The sequence below is a fragment of the Micromonospora sp. NPDC048839 genome, from assembly GCF_040649915.1.
Classification (GTDB): Bacteria; Actinomycetota; Actinomycetes; order Mycobacteriales; family Micromonosporaceae; genus Micromonospora.
Genome location: NZ_JBEZGL010000018.1, coordinates 67,899 through 81,398, shown reverse-complemented (window position 1 = coordinate 81,398; position 13,500 = coordinate 67,899). Strand labels below are relative to the sequence as shown.

General features: G+C 65.9%; 11 protein-coding genes. 6 read left to right on the top strand and 5 right to left on the bottom strand.

The features are described 5' to 3' along the window. The first annotated feature begins 52 nt into the window (after positions 1-52). Positions 53-2,446 carry a hypothetical protein gene (locus tag AB0C25_RS27990; protein ID WP_357377105.1) on the top strand — a complete coding sequence of 798 codons (2,394 nt, stop codon included), beginning with the start codon at positions 53-55 and terminating at the stop codon, positions 2,444-2,446. 160 nt (positions 2,447-2,606) lie between these two features. Here the strand turns inward: AB0C25_RS27990 and AB0C25_RS27985 are convergent, their stop codons facing one another. Then, positions 2,607-3,449: an IS5 family transposase gene (locus AB0C25_RS27985; RefSeq protein ID WP_357310277.1), complete on the bottom strand. Its 843-nt coding sequence runs from the start codon at positions 3,447-3,449 to the stop codon at positions 2,607-2,609. A gap of 412 nt (positions 3,450-3,861) precedes the next feature. On the opposite strand from AB0C25_RS27985, the gene AB0C25_RS27980 reads away from it, so the two are divergent. Both AB0C25_RS27980 and AB0C25_RS27975 read left to right on the top strand, forming a co-directional pair. Further along, positions 3,862-4,407, top strand: coding sequence for a hypothetical protein (locus AB0C25_RS27980; protein ID WP_357310275.1), 546 nt, complete (start codon positions 3,862-3,864; stop codon positions 4,405-4,407). Then, positions 4,404-5,387: a hypothetical protein gene (locus AB0C25_RS27975; protein ID WP_357310273.1), complete on the top strand. Its 984-nt coding sequence runs from the start codon at positions 4,404-4,406 to the stop codon at positions 5,385-5,387. Before AB0C25_RS27980 ends, AB0C25_RS27975 begins: the two co-directional genes overlap by 4 nt. 183 nt (positions 5,388-5,570) lie before the next feature. Here AB0C25_RS27975 and AB0C25_RS27970 read toward each other — a convergent pair whose 3' ends face one another. Then, complete coding sequence (locus tag AB0C25_RS27970) at positions 5,571-6,572, bottom strand: hypothetical protein (protein WP_357310271.1); 1,002 nt, start codon at positions 6,570-6,572, stop codon at positions 5,571-5,573. A gap of 347 nt (positions 6,573-6,919) precedes the next feature. Here AB0C25_RS27970 and AB0C25_RS27965 point away from each other — a divergent pair, with 347 nt between their 5' ends. Together AB0C25_RS27965 and AB0C25_RS27960 are read left to right on the top strand one after the other, a co-directional pair. Further along, on the top strand, positions 6,920-7,138 hold the full coding sequence (locus AB0C25_RS27965) for a hypothetical protein (RefSeq protein ID WP_203146461.1): 219 nt from the start codon (positions 6,920-6,922) through the stop codon (positions 7,136-7,138). Between the two features lie 375 nt (positions 7,139-7,513). After that, positions 7,514-8,017 carry an NUDIX hydrolase gene (locus tag AB0C25_RS27960; RefSeq protein ID WP_357310268.1) on the top strand — a complete coding sequence of 168 codons (504 nt, stop codon included), beginning with the start codon at positions 7,514-7,516 and terminating at the stop codon, positions 8,015-8,017. Between the two features lie 245 nt (positions 8,018-8,262). Here AB0C25_RS27960 and AB0C25_RS27955 read toward each other — a convergent pair whose 3' ends face one another. From AB0C25_RS27955 to AB0C25_RS27945, 3 genes are all read right to left on the bottom strand, one after another. Continuing rightward, positions 8,263-9,096: an NYN domain-containing protein gene (locus AB0C25_RS27955; protein ID WP_357310266.1), complete on the bottom strand. Its 834-nt coding sequence runs from the start codon at positions 9,094-9,096 to the stop codon at positions 8,263-8,265. Then, entirely contained in the window at positions 9,093-9,788 is a 696-nt protein-coding gene (locus tag AB0C25_RS27950; protein ID WP_357310264.1) for a hypothetical protein, read from the bottom strand. Before AB0C25_RS27950 ends, AB0C25_RS27955 begins: the two co-directional genes overlap by 4 nt. Before the next feature lie 209 nt (positions 9,789-9,997). Further along, positions 9,998-12,259 carry a DUF4365 domain-containing protein gene (locus tag AB0C25_RS27945; RefSeq protein ID WP_357310261.1) on the bottom strand — a complete coding sequence of 754 codons (2,262 nt, stop codon included), beginning with the start codon at positions 12,257-12,259 and terminating at the stop codon, positions 9,998-10,000. A 444-nt stretch (positions 12,260-12,703) separates the two neighbouring features. Here AB0C25_RS27945 and AB0C25_RS27940 point away from each other — a divergent pair, with 444 nt between their 5' ends. Beyond that, positions 12,704-13,324 carry a hypothetical protein gene (locus AB0C25_RS27940; RefSeq protein ID WP_357310259.1) on the top strand — a complete coding sequence of 207 codons (621 nt, stop codon included), beginning with the start codon at positions 12,704-12,706 and terminating at the stop codon, positions 13,322-13,324. Positions 13,325-13,500: the final 176 nt, after the last annotated feature.

Below are 13,500 nucleotides of genomic sequence, written 5' to 3'. Positions count from 1 at the left end.
CCTTCGAGGCACGACCCTTATCGTTCTGGTTGCAGCCACCTTCCTCGTAGCCATGTTCGTTACCCTCAAGGCGTTCACGCTTTCAGGCGAACAGGTCGCTGAGCGCGATCTCGGCAGATTCAGCCATTCTGCCGAGCTGAGCGGTCTGACCTCGATCAAGCCCGGCGAAGGCGAGATCGACGCCGATTTGCGTAAGGCAGTCAGTGAGACTGGCGCGACCGACGTCATGGTGGCCTACACCTCAATCGATGTGCGGCCGTCCATGGTCGACCCGCCTCACGTCGTGTTCTTCGAGGCGGAGTGGGCCAATCAGCCTTTCGCGGGACGGTACAACCTTGAGGCAGGCACCTGGCCCACCCGCCCCGGCGAGGTCGTTGTCACGCGATCACCGGACCTGGCGCCCGTGATCGGCGCCGCTATGCCAGTACTCGCGGGCGGCGAACAGTTCAAAGTCGTCGGAATCGCCGAGGATCGCTACGCGCGTTTCTCGTCCTTCTTGGCCGCGCCCGGCACGTGGGCTGCGATGCGCCCAGAGCTCCTAGCCGCATTTCCCTCTATGGAAGCGTCCGCTGCGGTGTACTGGGGACGCGGAGACCGTTACCACGTGACGGCGGCGATCAGCGCCCGGCTAGCCGCTCGTGAGGGTGCTGATGAGGCGAGCGTCGTGGAGGCGGTTGCCGCGAAGACACGCTCCGCCCAGGAGATAATGGGCGAGCCGGAGGCGTCGTGGATCGACCGGGTTCCAGCCGCGTACCTCGCACCGTCCCTCACGGTGCCGCTGCTCGCGGTGCTTCTAGTCTTCGCGCTCAATGACCGCCGATTCCGGCGCACCCTCTTAACGCTGATATCGGTAGGGGTTCGACCATCACAAGCGGTCGTGAGCGTCGCTCTGGCCGCGTGCACGTCGGCTATTTTCGCTGCTCTTGCCGGGGTTGTTTTCGGGCTTGCGCTCGGAGTTGGCGCGAGGCAGATTGTTCAGCGTTTTTGGGATCAACCCATCTCGCCGATGGCATTTCCCGTAGACCCAGCACTGCGCGTCATCTTGATGACGCTGCTAGGGACAGCGTTCTCCGCCGTCGCCCTCCGCACCGCGCTGCGCGCCAAACGCCAGGCGACAAAGACGGACCTGGCGACCGGTAAACGACGCGGCACTATCCGGATGCGCACACGGGACCTGCGCCACGTCGCAGCTATCGTCGCCGGCTGCGGCGCCGTGCTCCAGTCCGCGAGACTCGCTTCATCAGCCGATGCGATGACGCTCGCCGCGACCATGACGGTCGCAGTCCTGCTCGTCGCGCCAGATATGGTCGGATGGGCGCTGCGAAGACTTCCTCGACGAGGGCCACGCAGCCGGCTAGGGCGGCAGCAGCTTCTCAACGACAAACGGCGAGCCACGATTGCCGTCCTCGTCTTCGCTACCGGATTGGGCGTACCTCTCGGATTTCTGACCCTGCTCGATACCATGCTGGTCACCGCAGACGCCGGGATCTATCCCGATGTGGCGCCCGGCCAGATCGCCGTAGCCGGACGCGGAGGATTCCTAAAGCCGCCGCCGGAGGCCGTGGTCGCTGCAGCCAACAAGGACCTGCCGGCCGACCAACCCGTGACTCAGCTGCGGTATGCGTACTCCGACGACACATCCGTTTCCCTCGCCGAGTCCAGCTGGGGCTTCATTATGGCAATCGATACGCCAGACCAGCTCGGGAGCCTAATGAATAGAAGGCTCTCGACGGCCGAAGCCGCGACCCTGCAACGCGGCGGGCTGCTTGTCTGGGAAGAGCCCCGTCAGCCCACCTACCACGTTCTCATTCAAAAGGAGGGCGAAGCCGCTCGCAGGAGCGACCCCATACCCGTCACCGCAGCCCCACTGAATTCAGTGGCCTGGAAACAGAGCATAGTCGGGGTGCTCCTCACATCCACCGCGCAACGCCAACGCCTGCCACTGTCCGCCGGAGCCCTGTTCTACACTGGAGTCTCCGCGGACCAGGCCGCCGCCGCACGTGACAACGTCCTCGCGGCCGGACTCGACCCGACGAATGTCATGATCTACGAAGATCCACGCTCCGCAGTTGCCCCTGCAGCGTTCTACGCCGGCGCGGCCGGTCTACTTCTGCTGCTACTGCTCACCAGCATCGCCGTCGCGCGCACCCAGGTCGCCTCTCTTCGAAGCTACCTAGGCACGCTCATCACTATTGGACTAACTCCAAAATGGGCAAAACAAGTTCTTGTCCTGCAACAGTTGTCCATCCTCGGCCTCAGCGTGGTACTCGCCCTCACTATTGCGGTGCCGCCAGTCATCGTATCCGCATGGAAACTGTCCGGATTCGTGTTCAGCATCCCATGGAGTTGGCTTACAGCAGTAACAGTTGCGTTTATCGCCGCGGCAATCATCTCAACGCTCTTCTCCACCAGCCGCCTGCGCGCAGCCGACCGCGCCACCGTATGACGGGTCTACGACGTGGTGCCGTCTGCGGTGGGTCTGTAGAAACAACGGTGTGACTCCTGATCAAGGAGCAGCACTTGATCAGTGACATGACGATGGCCGTGGATACTTCCGCGGTGGCTGAGAGGACGTCTGATTCACGTATTTTGCGTGTGTTGTGGTTTTAGTCGTCTCGCCAGGTTGGGGTGGTTTCGGTGGTGAGGCGTTTGGTGAGGTTGTCGATCATGCCGAGGGTGATCATGCTGGCGGAGTTGTCGGGTCGGGTTTCGTAGTCGCGGACGAGTCGCCGGTGGTGCATGAGCCAGCCGATGGTGCGTTCGACGACCCATCGGCGTTTGACCACGCTGAAGCCTTTGACCTGCGGGTCTTTGGTGACGATTTCGACGTCGACGCCGAGTGCGGCGCCGTGTTCGACGACGCGGTTCTTGAATCCGGCGTCGACCCAGGTCTTGGTCAGGGTGGGGTAGGTGGTGGTGGCTCGGTCGAGCAGGTCCATGCCGATGGTGTTGTCGCTGGCGCTGGCGCTGGCGGCGGTGACGATGACGGCGAGGAGCAGGCCGAGGGTGTCGGTGATGATGCCGCGTTTGCGGCCGACGATCTTCTTGCCGGCGTCGGTGCCCTGTGTCGACAGTGGGACGCTGGTGGAGGTCTTCACGCTTTGGCTGTCCATGATGGATGCGGTGGGTTGGATGGTGCGGCCGTGGTGGTCGCGGACGAGGCCGGTGAGCTGGTAGTTGAGCTCGGTGAAGATGCCTTCCTTGCTCCAGGCGGCGAAGTAGCCGTAGACCGTCGCGTGGGGCGGGAAGTCGTGGGGCAGGTAGCGCCAGGCGATGCCGGTGCGGTTGACGTAGAGGATGGCGTTGAAGATCTCGCGCAGGTCGTGGGTGGGGGTGCGTCCGCTGACGCCGGCGTCGGTGCGGGCCTGCCGCCAGGCGGTGAGGCGGGGTGCGATCAGGGCCCATCGGGCGTCGGACAGGTCGGACGGATAGGGTCGCCGTGCGGTCATGACTCAGGCGTACGGCGCGAGGACGCGGGCGTGACGGACCTCATGTCCGTCGATGTCGGGGTAAAAGTGAATCAGACACGATCGCGGGGCGGAAGCTCTGATTCCGGTCAGGGCTGAATCGACCGGGATGCGTCCTTTCCCGGTCAGGTCGGGCACCTTGCGCCATCGAGGCCCGAGACGCAAATCGGCCGCTACAGGCGCGAAGGCGAAGCAAACGTCCAGTTAGGCGAACCGCCGGCACCGGGGGCGGTCGAGCAGGTCCGCGCCGTGCTGGACTCAGCGGCGGTCGACGGGACGGCGGCAGCAGAGCGTTGATCAACATGTCGATAAGTGTCGGAGCCACCGCCTAGAGTGACATCGACCAAAGGCGCACGTCCGGCCTTGGCGGTGATCGACGAAGGTGGTGCAGCCTGTGGGCAGACCGGATCTGGATCATCATGAGGAAGCGGAGCGGCTCCAGCAGGTGCTGCGTTCGAGCCACGAAGAGCTTGCTGCGACGGAGTCCGGGACGACCACGTACCGCACGCGGCGGTCGGAAGTTTTCGCCGCCACGACGCAGCTGCTGGACTTCGAGGCGCGGATCCCGGTGTTGATTGATGAGCGGCGCAGGCGGATCAGTAGCCGCGTCGTCTACGTCGGTGGCGCAGTTGCGCTTGCGGCGATGCTCGTCATCGGCGGGCTCATCGTAGACGGCCGGTTCAGTCGTTGGTACCTGGTGCCGGTCATCGTGGTGTGTCTGCTGGCCGGTGTCATCACGCTGAGCGAGCCGCGCGCCCGGCGCCTTGGGCACCGTAGTCGGGCCGTCGGCGCGCTCATCTTGGTGGCCGGTGCCGCGTTGGTGGTCGTCGCGGTGCTTCGGGTGGTGTCGGCGATCTGGCTCTTGGCACTGTTGCCGCTGCTGGTGGCGGCGTTGGCTTGCTGGCTGCACGACGGCACCGATGTGGAGGACACGAAATGACGCACTCCACCTACCCGCAGGCGGATCTGCGGACCTTGACCGACACCGTGGAACGGCTCAATCGCCAGGTGTCCTCCACGTCCAACGATGTCTATGAGCTGCAGGAGAAACACGAGTCCCTCGACGGACAGGTCCGACTGCACGACGAACGGCTCGATGGGCTCGACCAGACCACGCAGGAGATCCGTGAGGCGCACGACGGGCTGCGCGAGGAATTGGCCGACGACGTCGCCGAGGTCGAGGCCGCCGTGAAGTCGCTGACCGCCACGATCGGGTGGCTCGAACGGCGGGTCCGCGCCGAGCAGAACCTCACCCCTGTGGACATCGACCACGCTGACAAGGCCGTGCGCGACCTCGCCGAGCGCGCGCTGCGCGGCCGGCAATCCGCATCAGTACTTCTTTCGCCCCACGATCGAGCGATCTACGAGCGCCAGGTCGAGGCGCTCGGTCGGCTCAGGCAGCGCATCCGTTCCAGTGGCGAGGACGCGTTGCGACATAGCGCGACGTTGGCCACAACCGCGCGCAACAGCGCTGAGCACCGCCAGGCCGGGGTCGCCTTCCGCGCCGCTCACCAGGGGTGGAGCACGGCCAGGGCACAGCTGACCGCCACGACCGAAGCCGCCGAGCAGGCGGGTCAAGCGCTGCAGAACGACGACGAGCGGCGGGCAGTGCACGGGCCAAACGTGATGACCGGCGAGGCGGCCCGCGCCACCCTGCAGGGCAAGCTGCGGGAACGCCTGTCCACCGCGATCGCCGGCGCAGCGCTTCTACCGTCATGGTTCACGATCGTGCTCGGCCACCAGCCATCCGCCACTGACACCCAGCGCTGGCTCGACACAGCAGTGTCGTTGCTGATGTACCGCATCATCTACGCGGTGAAGGACCCGGTCGTCGCCCTCGGGGCCCCACCCGGCGACGACGAGGATCGCAGAGCCTGGCACCGCAGTCTCACCGAGGACCTCCGCAAAACTCGGTACTAGCTGAGGAATCTGGCAGTGTTGAAGCTGTCGAATGCGGCCGTAGCCGGGTCCCGAGGTCATCGCGCGGATGGTCAGCGACAGTTCTGGCGGTGGGTCGCCGACTGATGGCGAGCAAGGGGCCGCGCGGGCCCTGCAGTGTCTTGTAGCAGGTGGGCGGACGGCGCAGGCTCCGATATCCGGCTGTCAGTCCGTCGCGTCAAGATCGAGGTCGAACTGCACGAGCCATTCGATGTCTCCATCAGCCGCGGTTGCCACCATGCCGGCTACGAGCCACACCAGCGCCGGCAGGAACGCGTCGCCCAGCCGGTCGAGGGCTTCCTCCATCGTCAGGTTCGGTGCCAGCGGGCTGCCCAACAGGCCGGCGAGCTGGAACGCCTGGTCGGCGGGTTCGTCGTCCAGGTGCTCACGGATCCACTGCATGGCGGGGCCGGCAAGGTCAGATGCGGCTGCCTCCTTGGCGCCGATCAGCCAGGCCATCAGGACGGAGACCAAAGCGGCGCCAGCGAGGCCGGCCTCGTCGGAGTCGCCGGTGTGGTCGAGGGCTTCGGCCAGTCGCCAGGCAGGCTCCTCCATCCCGCTGGTGATCGTTTCGTCGATCAGGTCTCGAAGCCCGTCGGCTGACAGGTCGACCGTTGCGCCGAAGTCGAGGTCGTCGTCCTCATCGACGGCTTCGCCGCTGTGTCGGGCGACCGCGGCGGCGTACGCCTGAATGTCAGCCGCGCTGAACAGATGCTGGTTCTCCTGCGTCACGAGGTAACCGACCTCGCGCCATGCATGTATGGGGGCCGCGTCAGCTCCGCTGTCTTCTGCGGCTTGCAGTAACTGGACCATCATTTCGTCGAGGTTCCGCTGGCCCAACGGCGTCGGCTCGTCAGCATCCGGGTCGAAGAACACCGGGTCTGTCGGCCCGGGTTCACGGCCGAACTTCGCCCGAAACGCGTCGAACTGAGCCTGAAAGCCGTCACGCAGTTGCGTGCCGGCCTTTGACGCGGCATCCCACGTCAGACTTACGGTGCCGTCCGGGCCGGTGACGCGCTGCACGAACCTGGGGTCTCCCGACCGCTCGAGAACAAGACTGGCGTGCTGCTCATGGAACCGCTCCTGCCGGGCAACCTCCAACCGCTGCTGCAGACGGGTGCGCTGCTGAGCGGCGCGTCGCTGACGAGGTGTGCGCTTCTTCGGCATGAGCCGGCTCCTCCCCTCACCCGCCGATCGGGCGGCACCGAAATTATCGCGCACCCCGGGCGATCCGACGCCGCGACACAGGCTCATCGCTGTCGAGTGCGAATTGACGTCAACGGTCGAGGCTAGCCGGCTGCGGGTGGATCGCGTCCTGGCCGATGTCGGCGTAGCGAAGGCGCGGGCTTTGGAAGCCAGCGGCGCTCGGTCCGACTAGCGATCCTGGTTCCGACGGTCTGCCATGGACGGCATCCTATGCCTTGCGAGCAGGCAAAGGACCCGCACCGGGATCCGTGAAGTCGGTTCGTATCCTCGGAGGACCGACTCCCCCGTTGCTGGAGGTCCTGCCGCGTATGCCTCTCCCGGTCATCACCCTCACCGTCGACCGCCGGCCCGGCCTACAGGTCTTCTGCGATGTCGCCGGCTGCGTCAAAGTGCCGGTAGCGGCGTGGCAGGTCACCCGATCCGGGAGGATCTTCGGAGAGCGGTGGATCGCGGGGGAAACGGTCGAGTTGTGCCGAGAGCACGACGAGCGGGCGGCCCGGGTCACCGGCGCCGAGGACGGCCGCTGATCGGTTCGTTCGGCAGAGCGCGTTACCAAGACGCTGCTGCCAACGGGTCTGAGGGCCGATCCGAAGCCGGCAAGGCCGGTACGATCAGCTCAGTTCGACCCGCGTTCGGCGGCCCCCAACCTGACGCGGGTTGGGGGCCGCACCGCATTCATCGCTCGCCTGAGGGTGGGCTGGGCCGAGTCGTTGCCATCACCGCAGCGGTGACCCGTACAGTCGCTGTCGAGCCGCGGTCATCAGGTCGCTCAGTGCCTCCTGCCGCGCGGTTGCTGGAATCCCTATTAGACACGCCATCGAACGGCGGCGAGCACCGCCCCAAACGTCAGACATTGCTCGACGGCACCGGCGGGTTACCTCACTGCCCTTACCGTGACGGGGGTGGGGAAGCATCTGAAGCCTGCAGACTGGTACGCCAGCCTGCCGAGCTTTCTGGCGTCGGCCAGCGTGTTGATCACGGACCCTTCGCAGGGTGCCGTGCTTGCCGTCAAGCCCAACTACCGTCCGTGGTGGAACGTTCCCGGCGGTATTTTAGAAGCTGATGAGGCACCGCACGATTGCTGCGCACGTGAGGTAACCGAGGAACTGGGTCTCCAGGTTGCCGTCGGTCGTCTTCTGGTAGTCGACTGGGTTGCGCCCAATGAGCAGCGCAGGGCGTGGTTCGGATACGTCTTCGATGGCGGGGTCCTCGAAGACGTATCAGAAATCAAGATTCAGTCCGCTGAGCTTGATGGGTTTGCGTTTGTCGCCCGTCGGGACTTGCGGGACCGGTTTACGACGAACACCGCGGACCGCGTCCATGCCGCCCTGCACGCTCGAGCCACCGGCGGCCTGGCTTACCTGCACAATGGGGTACCGGTCGAACAGGCCTCTGCTCAGTCCTGACGAGTTGGTTGACTGGCGCACCGTCAGTGCTTGGCGGCTCATACCCTCTGCTAGCAATGCCTCGGCGTCCGTTCCCAGGCCCATACGCGATGCCAATCGGCTGTGCGGGCAAGCCCGGGCGTCGTAATCGCGGATGGCGGTCCCGCAACCGGCGTAGTCACCACCTGAAGGGTGCGCAGGCGGCGCCTCCCGCAGTGCGCCTCACTGTCGAGCCGCCCGACCTGGCGGCGGTCTCGACTCTTGGATCATGTGCCCTTGCCGTCCGGGACCAACGTGATGACGATGTCTTGGCCCGATCTACCCGCAGTGGTGACCCGATGTTCGAGCCGCGAGAGGAAGTCCCGGAAGGTACGGCATCCGTAGTTGGCCTGGTCGAACGACGGGTCAAGGGCGAGCATCTTGTTCTTGACTGTACCTGCGGTCGGTGTGTCGGTCGTGAGCTGCTCGAACGCCCGGATAAGAAGTCGCTCGGCGTCTTTTATGTCGAAGGCTGCGGTGACGGCGGGACGGCTGGCGGGTTCGACGGCAGCGACGATGGTGCCCCAGAACTTGTACTCCGAGCAGACGGACACCAGACGTTGACTGGCGCTGGCTTGAGTACCGACGCCGACGACGTGTTTGCCGAATTCCCGCAGGCGATGCACGAGTGGCGAGTAATCGCTGTCGCCGGTCACGAGGAGAAACACCGCCACGTCTGGGTGGGTGATGAGAACCTCCATGGCATCGACGGCCATCCGAATGTCTGCGGAGTTCTTGCCGGTGCCGCCGATGCGGGCGATCTGGACGAGGTCGACGCCGTTGTTGGCCAGCGCCTGCTGATACTTCCCGAAGCCTGAGTTGGCCCAGTCAGCGTAGGCGCGGCGAATGGATGCGTTGCCGTGGAAGCCTCGGCACAGGTAGGTCAGGGCGGAGTCGGGAATGGGGTCGCTCTGTCCGGGTAGACCCTTACCGGCACCGCACACCAGGTTCTCGAAGTCGATGAAGACCGCGACACGCTCCTGCGCCTGGTAGGTCACGAACGGCTGAGACCTGCGCCACCGAGCCAGCGAAGAGGACTTGCTGTCCAGATCCTGAGTCATCTCTCACCAGCCGGTCCGTCACGCCGATCCCGCATGGCCGGAACCGGCGGTTCATGGGCTCCCTCGTCCGCGCGTAACGTCTTGGCGCAGGCGAAGGCAGCCCAGTCCGCGGGGTTGTTCGTCGCCCACGCTCCTGCGCCGGCAGAGTTGACTGGCGCACCCGTGTCTCCGAGATGGATGGCAAGTCTGATCGCGATCGCCTCGGCCACTACAACCGGTTGGGTAGAGGCGGCATCGCTAACGAGCCTATGAACGGCCCTGTCTCCTTCCTCTACCCCTGTCTGAGGAAGCCAATCCACCGGCAGGGGCGAGTAGGTTACGGGACCGCCGACGACCTTGGCGCCGGTCCGATGCATCGCCATGCCGTGTCCATGGTTGGAGTCCTCACCAATCCAGCTCCGCTCCTTCAGTAGCCGTCCACGCCAACCATTCCGGCCGGTCCCTATGCCGATGTAAAGGGCGGCCCCCTGCATAGGATTGGCCAACTCCTGCCCGAACCCGGCAGCCACCCAGCAGTACAGACCGACCTCGGTCCCAGCCTCGTCGTGGTCATCGCTCTGCGCCGACCAGCGGAGGCCGAGCAGCGCGAGACCGTTGCGAAGGGCGGTCGGCGTCGCGAGCCGCAGAGTCACCAGCGACGTTAACGGTGCAGACGCGGCAGCTTCGTCGGCGGCAGTTCGGGGCAGATTCACCAGAACAGTATGCATACGGTCGGCAGTTTTATCGACACAGGCAGTGAGCAGTGGGGCTCCTAGTCCTGCCCCGCATCCACGACGCTCATCGACGATGTACTCCAACGACCGACGGCTGGGAAAAGTTCTAGCAGAGGGGACTGGTTCTCTGCTTGGGCCGCCGGTCACGGCCGCATTGTTGGGGAGGCGGCGGAGGGCTCGCGGAGTTGTCACGGTGCCGGGTTGTTGAGCCTTTCGAGGCGGGCGAGTGTGTCTGGGTTGTGCGCGAAGCGGCTGGCCAGCGTGGTGGCGATGTCTCGGGCTTGCGGTGTGTTGTCGAACCGTAGGTGCAGGTCGACCCAGGCGGGAACGGCGCCTGGGTCGGTGACGTCGGGTCGCAGATGGCGGTATGACGTCCATGCCGCGTCCCACCGGTTTTGGTTGAGTTGAGCGATGATCAGCGCCCAGGCGTGATCGTGATTGGTTGGTTCGTCTTTGAGCGCTGCCCGGCAGCACGCCTCCAGGCCCGCCCAGTCGTTTCGCGTGGCTCTGCGCTCAATGAGCCGGCGGTGCAGGGCTGTCCGATGCTCGGCTCCAAGTTCGCCGGTGGCGAGTAGATCCTTAGCGCACTCGTCGGCGGCGTCGAGGTCGCCCCGGATAGCCAGGATGTTGACCTTCTCCTGGAGCGCTTTCAGCGCCCCGTAGGCCGCCCAGATCTCGTCGCACACGGCGAGGGCGGCGTCGTAGCGTCCCGCCTCACGAAGGATCTCGATCAGGATCTCTCCGGCAGCGGGTGACCAGGCAGACCGAAGCAGCGTGACAGCTCCGTCGAGGTCACCGCCCCCAGCGGCGATGCGTGCGGTGAAAACGACGCGGTCGCCGTCGTCGAGATTCGCCAACACCTCCACCTGGTCAAGGTCGGTAACGTTGAGTGCGCCCCTGGAGGCGAGCTGGTTCAGACAGATCCTGGCCGCGAAGGCGGTGTCCGCGTTGTCGAGCGCGATTCGCCACATGGCGACCGTAGCCGTGGCGGGTTGGCTCGGGTCCGCAGCGAGCGCGCGAATCAGTGGCTCCGCGGGTGTCCCGCGCATGGCGTCACCGAACCGAACGGCACGAATGCGGTCATCCAGGGCGATGCTGGCTTGGGCGCCCACGATCGCGACGACGGGGTCGCCCGCTTCTCGGTCGGTCGCCTGACCGCCGAATGCCGTCGGCGTGGCCAGCTCGACGACCTCCTTGAACGCGCCGACGAGCATGCGCTCCTGCACGAGAAGGCGGTGCATGGTCTCGCTCGGCCCAGCCCATCGCCGTACGTCGTCGCGGACGGACATGGCGAGCGCTGTCACCTCCTGCTGGTCACGGAATGGCAAGGCCGTGGTCCCGCGCAGCATGCGCTCCATGAGCGTCCGTGCCCGGCCGAGTCTGCCACCGGTGCTGGTCGGTTGCCGTTCGCAGACGCGTTCGTATAGGGCCAGCGCCTGGTCGAGGTCTCCCCGGCCAAGAGCGCGCTCGGCGAGGAACAACAGGCAGGTGGGTTCCGCGTCGAGCTCGCCATCGGGCCGATCGCGTAGAAGTTTCTCCAGCAGATCCTCTCTGCCCGATTCATCGGCTTCGAGCGCGCAGACGGCGACGTCCATGAGCAGGTTCGTCGTCCCTGCCTGATGCAGGGCATGGACCGGACGGAGAAGGCCGGCGGCTCGGCTCCTGTCCCCCACGGTGATGGCCATGATCGCCGCGACACCGCGCAGCCGTAGCTGGTTGTCCGGGTCCCGTTCGGCCGCCAGCGCGAACGCTTCCATCGCCAGGTCCCGGTGGCCGTGGTCGTTGGCGTACGCCCCGACGGTCGCCAGCCGCGCCGCGGTCGCGTGAACCCAGCCCCGGCTCGCCTGAACGAGCGGTTCAACGACCGCCCTGGGGTCGTCGCGGCTCCCGCTGAGCATCCGCGCGAGACGCCGTGCGCCCTCGGGGTCGACCAGTCTGAGAGCCGACAGCGCATCCACGGTGGAGGGTGACAACAGAGGCAGAACCTCCTTGACAGGATCCGGGTTGGCTGAGGGAGCGGCGAGCGCGATGTCACGCAGGGTGGCATGCGATGAGGCGTCGAGGACGTTCGCGGACGGCACCTCGATCGACCAGCCGCGGTCGGTCTCGTGCACCGCGTCGGCGGTGATCTGAACCCAGTATCCGACTCGGGTTTGTGGGTCGACGATGACGAGCACCACGGGCATCAGGTTGGCCAGCCAGTAGTTGAGGTGCCGAGGCTTTCCGGGAAAGCGCCACCCGTGCCGGGTCCTTCGTTTGAAGAACGTTGACCCGCATTTGATTTGAACGGCGATGTATCGGCCGGTGGGGTTTGTTAGACCGTCGAGCTCGACTTGAGCGTCGATCCCCTGATCCGCTTCGCGTTGCTCCCGAAACGCCCAGTTCAGATTGGCGAAGGCGAGTTGCACCTCGGCGACGCCGCGGCGTTCCATCCCGACCGACGACGTCACCCTTCAGCCCCTATTCACTCCGTTGCCGGCCTGCACGGCCGGCTGTCATCGTGCGCCTCGTCGACATTTCCCGCCCACGTCACGCGGGCGGCTCCGTCACCGTCTCGGTCACCCGGGGCACGGCGTCCATCATCGCCCGTACAAGCAGCCTTCGGCACCCCGTACGGCTGGGGTGGAAGCGCTGCAGGCGGGGGTACTGCTGCGCGGCGCGACGCTGAGGAGATATGCGCTTCTTCGGCGTAACCCGCTCCTCCCGCCACCCCTTCGACAGGCGACCGGAGCATTATCCCTATGCGACAGCCCGAGCCGACTCCGCGACACAAGCTCTGCCGCACGGGCCTATCTGTTCATAACTCGGCAGCAGATCCGCTTCGTAGCGAGCTTCCTGGTTGCCCACGCACCTGCCGGCTATCGTGCGGATGGAGCACCCCCACAGGAGGACGCGTGCGTCGGATGACCAAGTTCCAGGAAGCCGTCGAGCGGCTGCGCGAGGAAAGCCGCCGCCGGGGCCTGGACATCTCGGAGGTCACCGCGCAGGACATCCTCGCCGACCTTGTCACCAGCACCGCCGCCACCCTCGGCATCCGCGAAGAGACCTACGTACGGTCGCACCTTCCGAACGTCGACCTCGCCGACCTCGTGACCCACCTCAGCCAAGCGGACGACGCGCAGAGACGCGAGGTCGCCGAAGCTTCCCCCGCGGTCGTCAGCATGCAGGACACTGGCCGGCTTATCGCGTCGCTCGCCCAAGCGGTGCGGTGCGTCAGCCTCAACCACGAGCGACTCGCGCAAGGGCACCGCGACAAGTGGGAAGCCGTCGGCGTCCTCGACGACGCCAGCAACTGCTTGACCCTGCTCGGCGAAGCCGTGAGCAACAGTCACACCTCAGCACAGGGCACTGCCGTGCTGTGGAGCGACGAGAGCGTCGTGTACGCACGGCGCGCTCTCACCCAGACCATCACCAACATCCGCGACGGCGGCTGGACCTTCGCCCACGGCCCGCAACTCGACGCCGACGTCACCACCCGCATGAACGCCGACCTGAAGCTCCTCCCAGCGGAGTAACCACGCCAGGCACCGCATATCGCGCAGCCCAGCAGCGTCGCCTCAGGCCGCGGTATTTGGTCCCACGGCTGCTGCCGGTGCTCCCGGACGTCTCGGATGCCCTGCATCGGCCCCGCGAAATCCCGGCCGAAGAATGCCTGGTAGCCGGCCGGGTCAACGTCGAGCGCCCGGTCGTA